Below are 15,016 nucleotides of genomic sequence, written 5' to 3' on the forward strand. Positions count from 1 at the left end.
CTGTAAACTGTTTTAAAGGAAAATGAAGCTTATGACCTAGCAAAAAAAGGCACTACTAGTAAAAAAGTTTGGACAAGGTAGGTAAAGGTTTATCTACTAAAATGACTAGTTGATCTGGGGAAAAATTCTCTGAAAAAGGCGTATAAAGAAAGAATGTCTAGGTATACTAATGGAGATTATTGCGAAAACTAGTAAAGACCATGGATAGGAGTGATCAATTTGAAGACATTCGTCGCATTCATATTGAGCGCGATGGTCGCTTTTACCGGGCTACCCCAGGCTTCGGTATTTGCAAAAGAACAATCTCAAGATAAGACGTCGCTTGTACAAAATGTAAAGTCGGCTATTTTAATGGAACAAGGAACGGGAAAGATTCTCTATTCCAAAAATGGCGATAAAGAATTACCACCAGCAAGCATGACAAAGATCATGACTTTGCTTTTAATTTTTAAAGCGATTGATAACCATAATCTGGCTTTAGACGAAAAAGTCAAAGTGAGTGAGCATGCGGCATCCATGGGAGGTTCACAGATCTTTTTAGAACCAGGAGAAGAAATGACGGTTAATGACTTGTTGAAAGCCATTGCAATCGGGTCAGCAAATGATGCTTCTATGGCCTTAGCGGAGCACATTGCGGGATCTGAAGGGGCCTTTGTCAAAAAAATGAATACGGAAGCAAAGGCATTAGGCCTAAAGCATACTCATTTTAAAAATCCAACGGGATTGCCGGCAGATAATCATTATTCTACATCGCATGATATGGCTGTGATGGCTAGGGCATTACTCCATTATCAAGAGGTTCTTAAATACACATCTACATATGAAGATTATTTGAGGGAAAATTCCGATAAAAAATTTTGGCTTGTCAATACAAATAAGATGTTGAAATCATATCAAGGCGTTGACGGTCTGAAAACAGGCTTTACCCAAAAAGCAAAATATTGTTTAACAGCGACAGCTAAGCGCAATGGTATGCGTGTTATTGCTGTTGTCATGGGAGCACCTACGCCGAAGGAACGCAATAAGCAAATTGCACAAATGTTAAATTATGCGTTTGCCAACTTTGAAACGGAGCAGTTAGAAAAAGCAGGGAAAGTCATTGAACAGGTGCAAATTAATAAAAGTAAAGAAGGAACTGTGCCGATCATGACAAAAGAACCTGTCGTGCTATTAAAGCAGAAAGGCAAGGGTAAAAACAATTATCATAAAGAAATCATTGTCCATGGCCATTTAAAGGCACCAATGAAGGCGGGAACGATTGTCGGCTATTATGTTGTTACTTCCGATCGACAAATTTTGAGTAAGACGCCTCTTGTGTTAAAAGAAGATGTGCACAAAGCGGGATGGTGGCATCTCTTTAAAAGAAGTATCGGAAAAATGACAAATGGATCGTGGTAAGTCGAAGAACCACTAGTTTTGTCAGGTAGAAGGAATTATCGATAGCGATAACGAAATCAGGAATAAAGGCAGGTGAAGCGTCTGGTTAAGATGAATGAGTGATGAATTTTTCCTACTGACGCTTGGATCATCAGCTTTAAAAAAGGAGGAGAAACCTGGTGGGACTGCATATTGATTTGGAAGTGAAGGATCAAGTCCTTTGTATTCGACTTGTTGGAGAATTGGACCATCATTCTGCTGATAAACTACGTTCTCAAGTCACTGACATCTTGGACAAGCATCTAATCAAGCATATTTTGCTAAATTTAGGTGAGCTAGAATTTATGGATAGTTCAGGACTAGGTGTTATTTTAGGGCGTTATAAGGAGATCACAAGTATCGGCGGCCAAATGGTTGTCTGTTCCATTTCCGCCCCTGTTAAACGACTCTTTGAAATGTCTGGTATGTTTAAAATCATTCGATTTGAAGATAATGAAGCCACAGCGCTTCACACATTGGGGGTGGCCTAGGGTGAGAAATGAAATGGCACTTGAATTCACAGCGATCAGTGAAAATGAATCGTTTGCTCGTGTTACAGTTGCGGCATTTGTCGCACAGCTCGATCCAACAATGGATGAATTAACTGAAATCAAAACGGTTGTGTCTGAAGCAGTGACGAATGCAATTATTCATGGTTATGAAAACAAAGGGGTAGGTACTGTCTATATTAAAGCTTGGATTGAGGATGATGTCATCAGCTTAACCATTAAGGATGAAGGTGTAGGCATTATGAATCTTGAGGAAGCAAGACAGCCTTTATTTACAACAAAACCAGAATTAGAACGATCAGGTATGGGCTTTACGATTATGGAAAATTTTATGGATCATATTGAGATTACATCAGTTCCTAATCAAGGGACGACAATCTATTTATCTAAACAGCTATCTAAAAACAAGGCCTTGTGCAATTAACTAGGGAGACATGCCCATGGATGTCAAAGTTAAGCAGGACGCAAAAGAACCTCTCTTAGACGATGCCGAAGTAAAGGAATTGATTAAGAAAAGTCAGGAAGGTGACAAGGAGTCACGTGACCTCATTGTTCAAAAAAATATGCGTTTGGTATGGTCTGTTGTCCAACGCTTTATGAATCGTGGCTATGAGGCAGATGATTTATTCCAAATTGGTTGTATAGGTCTTTTGAAGTCGGTGGATAAATTTGATCTATCTTATGATGTGAAATTTTCCACTTACGCAGTTCCGATGATCATTGGCGAAATTCAACGCTTTATTCGCGATGATGGGACGATTAAGGTCAGTCGTTCATTGAAGGAAATGGGAAACAAAGTGCGTAAAAAACGCGATGCGCTTTCCAAAAAAATGGGGCGTAATCCCACTGTTAATGAGCTGGCTGACTCACTTGGGATATCTACAGAAGAAGTGATCATGTCTCAAGAAGCCATTCGCTCGCCGTCATCGATTCACGAAACAGTCTATGAAAATGATGGTGATCCTATTACATTATTGGATCAGATCTCCGATAATGATGAAGGGAAATGGTTTGATAAGATTGCCCTTCGAGAGGCGGTTAAACATTTACAGGAACGCGAGCGCCTCATCGTTTATCTCCGATATTTTAAGGATCAAACCCAATCAGAAGTAGCTGAAAGATTGGGGATATCACAAGTGCAGGTGTCACGACTAGAAAAGAAAATATTGACGGATATTAAGAGTCAGATGGCGGATTAGCCATCTGACCCTTTTTTTTGAATAATAAGGAAGTATAAAATTTTGGGTGTTAATTCTTAAGGATAAGCTAACGGAATTTGTTCACCGAAGCCTACATCTTTTGTTTCTTTGAGATAGAATTTGTTATTTTAACTCAGCCTTTTGTTACGCTTATCCTTGGATTCGGAAACATGCCTCGTGGTTTTGCTCTCTATTCGGAAACTTCAAGCTTTATTTGTTAATTTGGTCGAGGTTTTTGTTAAAAGGAACTAGCCTTTTGTTAAGTTGAAATGCGCTTTTGTTACGCTCACCCTTGGATTCGGAAACATGCCCCGTGGATTTGTTCTCTATTCGGAAACTTCAAGCTTTATTTGTTAATTTGGTCGAGGTTTTTGTTAAAAGGAACTGGCCTTTTGTTAAGTTGAAATGCGCTTTTGTTACGCTCACCCCTGGATTCGGAAACGTGCCCCGTGGTTTTGCTCTCTATTTGTTCATTTCGCGCATTATTTGTTATTTGGGCTGAGGCATTTGTTAAGATGCCTAGGGCTTTTGTTGCGCTGAAACTGGTATTTGTTCTCTTACGTCTGTCTTTTGCCACGCCCACACCCTGAATTCGGAAGCCTGCCTCGCAGATTTGTTCACAGAAAAGAAAGTATAAAATTTTGGTCATGAGGACGGTGCGCGATTCCGCTCTAGAACGCTTGCTTTCCTTACAAAAATTTTCTATGCGCTTTTCCGGTTTTTTCTGTTATTAGCACTTATAGCTTTTCGCTGCGCTTTCTAAGGAAGAAAGTGTGAGTGTTGGCTTTAAATTATTGTCAGTTATGGCTTGTGATGTCTCCTTCATGTGTGATGGCTTTATGATCACGACATGAGCACCAAGCAAAGCACTTTCTTTATTGGCACCTGGGAATGTAGGTAAGTTATGGATATCACATCGGTAAAGAATGGTGTTATTCTTTGCAATCCATACTATTCAGTAAGGGGGAGATGGTGATGGCATCACAAACACATACGATTTATATTCGACTTCGCCACAAGATATCTGGAACAGTTGGTCAAGCGATTAATGTTAAGGAGCTCGCACAAGTGATTGCTCCAAGCGAGATGAAGGAGAGAATCGAAACGACTTGTGTCCATCGCATTAAACCTGAGGACAATACATTTGTAGTCATCGACGCCATGGATCTTATTAGAGAAATCAATCAGCTTTATCCGACATCGGATATCCAGACAATTGGTCCTTCACAAACCATTATTGTCGTAACGATGAAAAAACAAAAATTTAAAAGGGTATTATTTTTGCTCGTTTGGATTCTTTTGTTTATTGGATCGGGTTTAACAATCATGAATTTTCATGAGGATGTTGCTATGCCTGAGGTACACCGTAAAATTTACACAATGGTAACTGGCAAGGTGAATGATAAGCCTTTGATCCTGCAGATTCCCTATTCCATTGGCATTGGTATTGGCATGATCCTGTTTTTTAATCACATTTTCAAAAAGCGATTTAATGAGGAGCCGAGTCCCTTAGAAGTGGAAATGTTTAATTATGAGCAGGATTTGGATCGCTATATCCTTTTCCATGAAAAACAGAAGAGTGAGTCAAAAGAACATGGTAATGAGTAATATTCTTTTGATTATCATCGGGCTTTCTGGAGGCTTGTCTGTCGGATGTGGCTTTGTTGCCTTTCTTTCAGTACTTGGTATTATTCCAAGGCTGTCGCAATTGACTAAAACGCACCAATTTATCAGAGAATATGAATGGAGCGTCGTATTCAGTGTTGTATTTGGAACATGGGTTGGCTTACGCAACATCCATTTTGACTTATCCCATTTTTTGCTGATTCCGATCGGTGTTGGAGCAGGACTTTTTGTTGGGCTTTTAGCGGCAGCTTTAACAGAGGTGCTCAATGTCCTGCCAATTTTAGCAAAAAGAATTGGCATTCATGAGCAAATCTTATTGCTACTGATGGCCATTGTACTGGGCAAGGTGTTTGGTTCCCTTTTTCATTGGTCATTGTTTATCGATAATTAAAAAGTAAAGTGAAGAAATGAGGTGCTTGATATGGGGTCAATCAATGATCCAAAACAATATAAAAAAAATATTAAAGCTTTTCATCCTAAAACGAATTACTTTGTAAGTTGTTTAAAGGCTTTTATAGTCGGTGGATTTATTTGTTTGATTGGAGAATGCATTGAAAAGTTTTATCTTGCGTTTACCGATTTTAATCAAAACACTGTTGGCAATCCGACTGTAGCAACGCTGATTCTCATCTCATCGCTTCTCACGGGCTTTGGTGTTTATGATAAGTTCGGGCAGTTTGCAGGGGCAGGCACCCTCGTTCCAGTTACAGGATTTGCCAATTCTATCACCAGCGCTGCCTTGGAACACAAGAGTGAAGGCGTAGTCCTCGGTATTGCTACAAATTTATTTAAGCTTGCTGGTGCAGTTATTGTTTTTGGCGTCGTATCTGCAGCGGTCTTTGGCATCATTAGATTGACGATTAATAACTTGCTTGGGTAGGAGGGTGCAAAGCATGAAATTAGGCAAGCAGTCATGGCGATTTTCCAATGCTGTTTATTTAGCATCAACAGGTACAACAGCAGGTCCTCTTGAAAAACAAGGGCCTATCGGCACGGAGATCGATAAAACTTACGATAAATTACATTGTGGTGAAAAAAACTGGGAAGCTGCCGAACGGACGCTGATGAGAGAAGCTGTTGATATTTGCTTAAAAAATGTCAATAAAAAACCTGAGGATGTGGATTTTTTTATGGCAGGTGATTTATTGAATCAAGTCGTTACGGCAAATAGCATTGCAAAGGAACATCAAATCCCTCATTTAGGAATGTTTGGCGCCTGTTCAACATCCATGCAAACCTTAGCGTTAGCAGCACAATTTGTTGATAGTGGCTTTGCCGACTCTGTATTAACTGCGGTGAGCAGCCATAATGCGACAGCAGAACGGCAATTTCGTTACCCTACAGAATATGGTGGCCCCAGGCCGAAAACAGCTACTTTTACTGTTACGGGTGCGGGAGCCTCTTTAGTCAGTAAGAAGGAGAGTCCGATTCGGATTACAGAAGCAACGGTGGGGCGCGTGATAGATTGGGGGATTAAGGATGTAAATGATATGGGTTCAGCAATGGCTCCAGCTGCGGCTGACACCATTACCCATCACCTTGAAGACACAGGAAGAGAACCAAGTGATTATGACATGATTTTGACAGGAGATCTATCCAGCGTCGGCAGTCCGATTTTACGTGAGATCATGTGGGACAGAGGCATTGATATTAACGGTGTGCATCAAGACTGTGGTTTGATGATATATAGCCCGAACCAACCCGTGTTTGCGGGAGGAAGCGGTGCAGCGTGCTCTGCCGTTGTAACGTACAGTTACGTTGCAAATCAATTAAAACGAGGAAAGCTTAAACGCGTGTTGGTTGTCGCGACAGGTTGTTTACATAACCCGATTATCATCCAACAAAAAGAATCGATTCCTTGTATCGCTCATGCTGTAGTCCTAGAATCGATAGGAGGCGAATGAAATGGAATTTCTATGGGCATTTGTTATTGGCGGGCTCATATGTGTCATTGGCCAACTCATGTTGGATCTGTTTAAATTAACCCCCGCTCATGTCATCGTTTCACTTGTTGTCATAGGTGCTTTCTTAGATTCCTTTGGCCTTTATGATAAATTGATCAAATTTGCTGGTGCGGGAGCCACTGTCCCCATTACCAGCTTTGGACATTCTTTATTACACGGAGCAATGGCAGAGGCTAACCAACATGGCTATATTGGTCTCGCGATGGGAACTTTTACATTAACTTCTGCGGGGATCACCTCTGCTATTTTATTTGGTTTTATCGTCGCGTTAATTTTTAAACCGAAAGGATGATCCCAGTGGTTCGTCATGTCATTCTCGTCACCGATGGCGATAAATATGCATGCGAGGCTGTTGAACAAGCAGCTAAAGATTTGGGCTATCGCTGCATTTCACGCTCGGCTGGCAATCCCACTCCATTAACTGGAGAAGAGCTTGTGACCTTAATCAAGCAAACCCCTCATGATCCAGTGGTGGTAATGTTCGATGATTGTGGCTTCAATGGAAAGGGGCCAGGAGAGCAGGCGATGGAATATGTTACACATCATCCTGACATTATCCCGTTAGGTGCTGTCGCTGTGGCTTCTCATAGTAGCTATCAAGAGTGGACGAGAGTAGATGTGAGTGTTGATCAAAATGGGGAGCTAACGCCTTACGGGGTAGATAAAAATGGCGTACCAGATTTAGAAATCGGACGCATTGCAGGTGATACGGTCTATATATTAGATCGTTTACACCTTCCCCTGATCGTTGGCGTTGGAGATATCGGTAAAATGTATGGCGTTGATGCAGCGAGCCAAGGCTCACCAATCACCAAAGCAGCCATCCAGCTGATTTTGGAAAGGAGTGGTTTTAGTGGTCCAAAAAACGGATCAGAAGAATGATGAACAGATCAAAAAGAGATTAAAGGATAATAAAAGCTACTTAGAGGAACGCATTGGCATTGGCACGAGCTTTGATGTCGGCATTCGTGAGATGAAGATTCTCGGACAAGAAATCGGTGTCGCTTATTGTAATTCCTTGGTCGATACATTAAGTGTCATTGAGCTCCTCCGAGAATTATTGCGTCTTGTTAACCTTCATAAATCAGGAATCGATATTAAAGAGGCGATTAAAAATCATCTCGCGCATGAACAAGTAAAAGAAATTAAGACGTTAGATGAAGCGGTTGATAACATGCTTTCGGGATTGATTGTCATCTTTATTGATGGACAGCCGATTGGTCTTGTTATCGACACGCGCCATTATCCTGGGCGGCAGCCGGAAGAACCTGATATTGAGCGCGTGGTTAGAGGGTCAAAGGATGGCTTTACCGAAAATATTATCGAAAATGTCGGATTGATTCGCCGGAGAATTCGTGATGAGCGTTTTCGTTCGGAGATGTTAAGAGTAGGAGAGCGTTCCAAAACAGATGTTTCTTTAGTCTATTTAAAAGACACCGCGAACCCTGGTTTAATCAAAGCATTGAAAAAGGAAATTAATAAAATTGAAGTGGATGGCATTCCGATGGCAGATAAAAGCCTGGAGGAATTCATTGTTAAACAAGGATTTAATCCTTATCCACTTGTCCGCTATACGGAACGACCAGATGTTGCAGCAGCACATATCCTTGAAGGACATGTACTAATGGTTTGTGATACCTCTCCCAGTATTGTTATTTTCCCAACGACGTTCTTTCATCATGTCCAACATGCCGAAGAATATCGGCAAACACCTGTAGTGGGCGGGTTTTTACGCTGGAGCCGTTTCATTGCTATTTTACTCTCGATATTTTTAGTTCCCTTATGGTTAGTTTTAGTTATGAATACAGACATTCTTCCCAATTGGTTAGAATTTCTCGGACCACACAATAATAAGTACCATTTACCTATTATTATGCAGATTCTGATGGCGGAAGTAGGGATTGAAATTATACGCATGGCGGCTGTGCATACGCCCACTTCTTTATCGACAGCGCTCGGCTTGATTGCGGCAGTGTTAATTGGCCAAATTGCTGTACAAGTTGGTGTGTTCATCCCAGAGGTCATCCTATATACCTCTATTTCTGCCATCGGTGCCTTTGCGACACCCAGCTATGAGCTGAGTGAAGCCAATAAGATTATTCGAATTGTTTTAATTATATTGGTTGGCATATTTGGCGTGCCTGGGTTCATGGTTGGCATGACGCTCTTGATTGTGTATTTGGCACGAGTGAAAAATTTAAACACCCCATTTCTCTGGCCTTTTATTCCATTCAATCCCAAGGGCATGTTTAATGTCCTAATACGCACATCCATCCCCTTCTCGACGGTACGTCCAAGCATTGTTAAGCCAATGAACCGCACGAGACAACCGAATCCTAAATAAACGAACTGCTTTTAAAATAGTTTACAACTCTTTATTTCATTGGTACAATAAATCATAATTTTATTTCTTGAGAAAAAAGGAAGTAGAAAGGCTTATGTCCTCTGAGGTTATAAGCCTTTTTCATCTTACTTGGTATAAAAGTTTAGGGGCGTTTGCCACATGACGAACGCCAGGGTTTAATGAAGTCCGACTTTAAGGGTTAGGAGTAGAGAGAAGCCATGCGTGGAACACAGACAATTAATGAAAACAATCATCTCGTCATTGGCGGGGTAGATACAACGGAACTCGCAAAAAAATATGGAACCCCTTTATATGTTTATGATGTTGCGGATATTCGGAAGCGAAGTCTTGCCTTTAAAGAAGCATTCCGCCCCTATCCAGTGGCGTTTAAAGTCGCTTATGCAAGTAAAGCCTTTTCATCCGTAGCTATGGTACAATTAGCGGAAGAGCTTGGTCTTGCTTTAGATGTCGTATCTGGAGGAGAGTTATACACGGCGCTTGTTGCGGGCTATGATCCCAAAAATATTCATTTTCATGGGAATAACAAATCTGAAGATGAATTATTGCTTGCTATTGATAAAAAGATCGGAGCCATTATTGTTGACAATTTTATAGAATTACAAATGGTAAAGACATTGGCAGAGGCACGCAATCAAACGGTCTGTATCATGTTGCGCATGACTCCAGGGGTTGAAGCGCATACACACGAGTATATTATGACAGGCCAAGAAGATTCGAAATTCGGGTTTGATTTAATGAATGGTGAAGTAAAAGAAGCGATTAAGTATGCGTTAAATGCGCCATCACTTAAGCTTACAGGTGTCCATAGTCATATCGGTTCGCAAATCTTTGAAGCTGAGGGCTTTACACATGCTGTAAAGAGGATTGTTGAGCACATGGCTGCTTGGAAGGACGAACTCGGTTTTGAACCGGAAATTTTAAATATTGGAGGTGGGTTTGGAATTTCTTATACGAAAAAAGATCAGCCCATTTCCATTTCTGCCTTTATCGGTTCTATTGTTGAAACCATTATGGCGGAATGTTCAGCTAACCAACTTGAGGTACCAGAGATATGGATTGAACCAGGGCGCTCTATTGTGGGAGAAGCAGGGACAACGTTATACAGTGTAGGTACACACAAGAGCATTCCAAATATTCGTAAGTATATTTCTGTAGATGGTGGGATGAGCGATAATTTGCGTCCGGCATTATATCAAGCGGAGTATGAGGCGCTTTTAGCTAATCGTGCTTCTGATGCTTCCGAAGAGCAGGTAGCGATCGCTGGTAAGTGCTGTGAATCAGGGGATATCTTAATCCAAGACATCGCGTTGCCGACAGCCCAAGCAGGAGATATTCTTGCGGTTTTTTGTACAGGAGCCTATGGGTATTCGATGGCAAATAATTATAATCGTTTGCCAAGGCCTGCTGTTGTTTTTGTTGAGGAAGGGCAAGAACAGCTCGTGATCAAACGAGAAACTTATGAGGATTTGTTACAGTATGATCTTGCTTTTCAGACGACGGTAAAGTAAGAGTATAGGCGATTCCTTATATTTACATTTGACTCTTTTCTTTTGATGCGGTATTTTGAATAGTGTTGTGCACAGCTTGAGAAAAAAAGGGTATAATAATGGTAATAGAGAGATAAGATGTTTTAATAATCTTGAAGTTTTACTGGTTTATGGAAGATTTCCTTGCTTCTTGTTCTTTATGTAGGTATAAAGGCGGGTAAAATTAGAAAAACTAAGAAGTAACAAGCCAGATGATTAAGGAGTTTAATAATGTTAATTCGTTATAAACGATCTTACGAAAAAATTGCCATGGGTCTTCTATCATTTGTCCCTTCGGAAAAAGAGCTAAAATCTTTATTGAATACCATCAGGCTTTATGAAGAAGAGGAGAATTGGCAGCTTTTCCTTTGGAAAGAAGAAGACATTATCGGTATCATTGGAATAGAAATTGTCGGTGATAAAGCAGAGTTACGCCATCTCAGCGTCAATCCTTCCCACAGAAACCAAGGAGTAGGGCGCAGAATGGTTAAAGCGCTACAAGAGATGATAGGTTCAAAGTACCAGATTGTGCCTTCAGAACAGACGAAACAATTTTATGAAAAATGTCTTAAGCCGATCGCTGATGAAGAGTGAATCGGCTTTTTCATTCTCTGTGATCAAAGAGTTAAAATATGTCGTCGGGCAGACATTGGGGATTGCCCCTATGTCATTAGACCTTAAGAAAATATAGAGGGCGCTATACATTAGGATTTAACGATGAGCTAAGTTTATCTCATATTTTTTTGCAATGGATATGGGACAGCTGTCTATGCCTCAGCCCCTTCCGCTGCATAGGCTGATATAGAAGGACTATGTGAGGGGGAGAGTGGGAGCATGTCCCGTGAATACTGCTATACCATATTGACAAAATCAATTGGTGATACGGTCAAACTTGAAACGGCAGATGGTGCCATTTATCAAGGAATTGTCATTAAAACAGACTATAATTATCTGTATTTATGTCCGATAGAAAATGAAGAAGGGCATGAAAAAACTGTGACAAACCTAACGCTATCGCATACAAGCAAGGTAGAGGTTGTTCCACTTGCAGCAATTGTTGGATTAGAGTTTATTTCAATCTATTGGTGAAATGAATGAGTTTTTTAGGCTTATGATATAATAGGTTATGGTGGAATTAGAACGTAAATGATGCCAAGGGTTCTAGGGCTGACGCATAGCGATGTTTTCTTTTAAGGTGGGCGAAACGATTGGAGTATAAAATAAAAATTGATGCATTTGAAGGACCATTAGATCTTTTATTGCATCTCATTAAGACATTAGAAATTGACATTTATGATATTCCAGTGGCAGCCATTACGGAACAATACTTGGATTTTATCCACACCATGCAGGTTCTCGAGCTCGATGTGGCAAGTGAATATTTAGTTATGGCTGCAACCCTTATAGAAATGAAAAGTCGGATGCTCCTTCCGAAACAGGAAATCTTAGACGAAGATTTAGCTGATTTTGAGGAGGAAGAAGATCCTAGAGAGGAACTTGTCAGACGTCTTATTGAATATCGCCAATACAAGCAGGCCGCTGATTTCTTAAAAGATAGAGAACAACAGCAAAGTCAAGTGTATGCGAAGCCCCCCCATGATCTATCAGCCTATAAAAGTGAGACGGTGGAAGAAGTTCAGATTGCTAATGTATCACTCTATGATATGCTCTCGGCGTTTAAGCATTTATTGGTGCGGCACCGTATTAATGAGCCTTTAAATACAAAAATTGAACGGCAAACCTTGCCAATTGGCGCACGCATGCAAGAGATCGTTAGCGAGCTCAAAAAGCTTGGGAAAGTCCAGACCTTTGATTCTCTGTTCTCCTATCCAAATCCAACACATATTGTTGTGACGTTTTTGGCACTTCTTGAATTAATGAAAAATAAAGCTGTTTTATGTCATCAAGATGAAAATTTCTCAAGCATTTTGATCACTTTATTGGAAGGAGCGGAGTCCCTTGAATATGAAGAAGAAGCTCCCCATACTTGAAGCCTTATTGTATGTTACAGGAGAAGAAGGCCTCACCTTAGAGCAGATCACTCAAGTGCTTGACTGCACAACAGATGAAGCGCTTGAGGTCATAGAACGCTATAAAAGAGAGCTATTGGATTCGGGCAGAGGATTGACGCTTGCGGAAATCGCTGGTGGGTATCAACTGATTACAAAGCCTGAATTATCTCCATACATAGAAAGATTGGTAGACGCTCCTAAACCAGCTTCTTTAACTCAAGCGGCCTTGGAGACCCTTGCTGTTATCGCCTATAAGCAACCCGTATCCCGTGCTGAGGTGGAAGAAGTACGTGGCGTTAAGTCCGAAAAGGCCATACATAATCTTGTTGCAAAGGGATTGATTAAAGAAGTGGGGCGTGCTGAGGGGACAGGACGGGCGATCTTATATGGTGTGACGGCTTCGTTTTTATCACACTTTGGTTTGAAATCAATCGAGGAATTGCCACCAATGCCAGAAGATCCAGAAGCCCTTCAAGACAGTGAGGCTGATTTGTTCTATTCACGTTTTCAACAAACCGTTATGGATATTTAGTCTTGCAATGCCAATATGATAGAGAGGTCACCTCAGACACTTGTTCTGTGGATGACCTCTTTTTTTAAAATAAGAAAATATAACCTGATTTATTCATACTTCGGGAGAAAACGAGATCTGGGATCAAAGCTAAATTTCCCATGCCACTTTTATGGAAATTATGTTGGAATTGTCTCCGATTGAGGAATTAAAACGGTCACTCTCCACAAAATGACCTGTTTTTGGGCATACTGCTCCTTTGGGGCCTAAAATAATTTTAAAAAGGTCTTCTAAAGATTTGTAGGTTATTAGCCTTCTGAAGTTTAGGCATGGTATTGGCAGGTGATTTCCGCTCCTGGCACTCGCTTTCCACGGGCACGGCCTCAGCCTCCTCGGAAGAAAGACACTTCCTGCGGGGTCTTCGGACGCGTGCTGTTCCCGTAGGAGTCTCGTGCCATACGCTCCAATCACTCGATTTTTAGCCTTTAAATGCGCTGTAGTATGTCCCAAAAAAATGTTTGATACAAGAAACTGGAAGAACATTTGAAGTACAAAGATCGCCCTGACTTTACTCATTTGCTGGCCACTTTAATGATCTTTGTACGTATTGTTTGGATTGGCATATTCTTTTGTCCCTCTGGAAAGCAAAGTGTACGAAGCCAGTTCGTCAAGTTGTATGCCAGCAGGCTTAAGCATCATTCTTACCTCATTACCTTGGAAGGAATGGCTGCACATTCTATCAAAGTTAAAACCATTCTTGCTTCCTTGATGTAATTTTCCATCTTTCCTCTTTTCTGATAAGCGCGGACGATAGCCTTTGGTGAAAAAGCATCAAACAAGTTTGTCAGAAAGAAAGAATGGGTGAAAAACAATTCTCCTCCAGCCGGCCGAACGGATTGGACAATCACCTTTCGCGGTTTAGCCCACGCTTGATAGTCCATCTCTTCATAATGCATTTCCGTCTTTGATACATCGGATGGCATTGAGTTAGGGTAGCTCTTTTGCGAGACCTTATAAAATGGCGTTGGACTTCAATCGAATGACGTAAAACACCGAATTTAACTTCAGATGCTGAATCAGAGTTTGTGAAAAACCAATTTTTTCGTCAAATTCTCGAAATAAGAACTCGCCGGTATCAGAGGAGAGTGAACCTCTATCATTTGACAATTTAATTCTACGATTGAAATCAAGCGTTATTTGCGGTAAAGGAGCCATTATAAGAATCCTTTCCGGTGGTTATTTTGTGGTGATTTAACCTTATCAGAAACGGATTTTTTCATTTAGTTGATGCGTTGAAATTCAGAATAAATCACTTGATAGATAAGCCTTTTTACTGTGTTTTGGGAACTTCTATGAATAGTCTAGGTATAACTTTTCGTTGCTACCTTTTAGGGATAAGCTAATGGCATGTGTTAAAAGGTCTACATCTTCTGTTTCATTGAGGGAGAATTTGTTATTTTACCTCAGCTTTTTGTTACGCCCACCCCTGGATTCGGAAGCCTGTCCCGCGGTTTTGTTCTCTTTTCGGAAACTTCATGTTTTATTTGTTATTTCGCCCGAGGCTTTTGTTAACAGGGCAGGACTTTTGTTCCTTTGAAACTGGCTTTTGTTAACTTGCCTCAGCCTTTTGTTGCACGCAGACTCTGATTCGGAAACTTACACCGGGGATTCGTTCTCTATTCGGAAACTTCAAGCATTATTTGTTAATCTAGTCGAGACTTTCGTTAAAAGGGGCTGGTCTTTCGTTAAGTTGTAATGCTTTTTGTTACGCTCAGCTCTGGATTCGGAAACTTGAACCCCGGATTTGCTCGCTATTTGTTCACTTCGCGTTTTATTTGTTATTTTTGCTGAGGCATTTGTTAAATGCCTATGGCTTTTGTTGCGTTGT

At 40.8% G+C, this 15,016-nt stretch carries 16 protein-coding genes and 1 pseudogene; 16 read left to right on the forward strand and 1 reads right to left on the reverse strand.

Features of this window, described 5'->3' with window-relative positions:
- Positions 1 to 219: 219 nt before the first annotated feature.
- The 16 genes from IEW82_RS07945 to scpB all read left to right on the forward strand — a co-directional run bounded on the left by IEW82_RS07945 (position 220) and on the right by scpB (position 13,149).
- Positions 220 to 1,398: a D-alanyl-D-alanine carboxypeptidase family protein gene (locus IEW82_RS07945; RefSeq protein ID WP_229672438.1), complete on the forward strand. Its 1,179-nt coding sequence runs from the start codon at positions 220 to 222 to the stop codon at positions 1,396 to 1,398.
- Positions 1,399 to 1,556: 158 nt separating this feature from the next.
- Complete coding sequence (gene spoIIAA / locus IEW82_RS07950) at positions 1,557 to 1,907, forward strand: anti-sigma F factor antagonist (RefSeq protein WP_188691947.1); 351 nt, start codon at positions 1,557 to 1,559, stop codon at positions 1,905 to 1,907.
- 1 nt (position 1,908) lies between these two features.
- A complete protein-coding gene (gene spoIIAB, locus IEW82_RS07955; protein WP_188691950.1) occupies positions 1,909 to 2,349 on the forward strand; it encodes an anti-sigma F factor in 441 nt (146 codons plus the stop codon).
- Between the two features lie 16 nt (positions 2,350 to 2,365).
- Positions 2,366 to 3,124 (forward strand): RNA polymerase sporulation sigma factor SigF, encoded by a 759-nt coding sequence (gene sigF / locus IEW82_RS07960; protein ID WP_188691953.1) that lies wholly within the window; start codon positions 2,366 to 2,368, stop codon positions 3,122 to 3,124.
- A 975-nt stretch (positions 3,125 to 4,099) separates the two neighbouring features.
- Positions 4,100 to 4,732: a stage V sporulation protein AA gene (locus IEW82_RS07965; RefSeq protein ID WP_188691956.1), complete on the forward strand. Its 633-nt coding sequence runs from the start codon at positions 4,100 to 4,102 to the stop codon at positions 4,730 to 4,732.
- Positions 4,719 to 5,141: a stage V sporulation protein AB gene (locus tag IEW82_RS07970; protein WP_188691960.1), complete on the forward strand. Its 423-nt coding sequence runs from the start codon at positions 4,719 to 4,721 to the stop codon at positions 5,139 to 5,141. The genes IEW82_RS07965 and IEW82_RS07970 overlap by 14 nt, the downstream gene beginning before the upstream one ends.
- A gap of 30 nt (positions 5,142 to 5,171) precedes the next feature.
- Positions 5,172 to 5,630, forward strand: a complete 459-nt coding sequence (gene spoVAC / locus IEW82_RS07975; protein WP_188691963.1) for a stage V sporulation protein AC — start codon at positions 5,172 to 5,174, stop codon at positions 5,628 to 5,630.
- A 13-nt stretch (positions 5,631 to 5,643) separates the two neighbouring features.
- Entirely contained in the window at positions 5,644 to 6,654 is a 1,011-nt protein-coding gene (gene spoVAD / locus IEW82_RS07980) for a stage V sporulation protein AD (protein WP_188691967.1), read from the forward strand.
- 1 nt (position 6,655) lies between these two features.
- Entirely contained in the window at positions 6,656 to 7,006 is a 351-nt protein-coding gene (spoVAE, locus tag IEW82_RS07985) for a stage V sporulation protein AE (RefSeq protein ID WP_188691970.1), read from the forward strand.
- The gene (gene spoVAEA / locus IEW82_RS07990; RefSeq protein ID WP_373285706.1) at positions 7,003 to 7,596 is read left to right on the forward strand and encodes a stage V sporulation protein SpoVABEA; all 594 of its coding nucleotides are present in this window, start codon (positions 7,003 to 7,005) and stop codon (positions 7,594 to 7,596) included. The genes spoVAE and spoVAEA overlap by 4 nt, the downstream gene beginning before the upstream one ends.
- Entirely contained in the window at positions 7,568 to 9,058 is a 1,491-nt protein-coding gene (locus IEW82_RS07995; RefSeq protein WP_308422140.1) for a spore germination protein, read from the forward strand. The genes spoVAEA and IEW82_RS07995 overlap by 29 nt, the downstream gene beginning before the upstream one ends.
- 218 nt (positions 9,059 to 9,276) lie before the next feature.
- A complete protein-coding gene (gene lysA, locus IEW82_RS08000; protein WP_188691979.1) occupies positions 9,277 to 10,587 on the forward strand; it encodes a diaminopimelate decarboxylase in 1,311 nt (436 codons plus the stop codon).
- A 249-nt stretch (positions 10,588 to 10,836) separates the two neighbouring features.
- Positions 10,837 to 11,199, forward strand: a complete 363-nt coding sequence (locus IEW82_RS08005; RefSeq protein WP_188691982.1) for a GNAT family N-acetyltransferase — start codon at positions 10,837 to 10,839, stop codon at positions 11,197 to 11,199.
- A 240-nt stretch (positions 11,200 to 11,439) separates the two neighbouring features.
- A complete protein-coding gene (locus tag IEW82_RS08010) occupies positions 11,440 to 11,694 on the forward strand; it encodes a hypothetical protein (RefSeq protein ID WP_188691985.1) in 255 nt (84 codons plus the stop codon).
- A 119-nt stretch (positions 11,695 to 11,813) separates the two neighbouring features.
- On the forward strand, positions 11,814 to 12,596 hold the full coding sequence (locus tag IEW82_RS08015; RefSeq protein ID WP_188691989.1) for a segregation/condensation protein A: 783 nt from the start codon (positions 11,814 to 11,816) through the stop codon (positions 12,594 to 12,596).
- Positions 12,571 to 13,149 carry an SMC-Scp complex subunit ScpB gene (gene scpB / locus IEW82_RS08020; protein ID WP_188691992.1) on the forward strand — a complete coding sequence of 193 codons (579 nt, stop codon included), beginning with the start codon at positions 12,571 to 12,573 and terminating at the stop codon, positions 13,147 to 13,149. Before IEW82_RS08015 ends, scpB begins: the two co-directional genes overlap by 26 nt.
- Positions 13,150 to 13,700: 551 nt before the next feature.
- Here scpB and IEW82_RS19990 read toward each other — a convergent pair.
- Positions 13,701 to 14,111: pseudogene (locus IEW82_RS19990) on the reverse strand (transposase).
- Positions 14,112 to 15,016 lie beyond the last annotated feature (905 nt).

Source organism: Pullulanibacillus camelliae, from assembly GCF_014642655.1.
Taxonomy (GTDB): Bacteria; Bacillota; Bacilli; order Bacillales; family Sporolactobacillaceae; genus Pullulanibacillus; species Pullulanibacillus camelliae.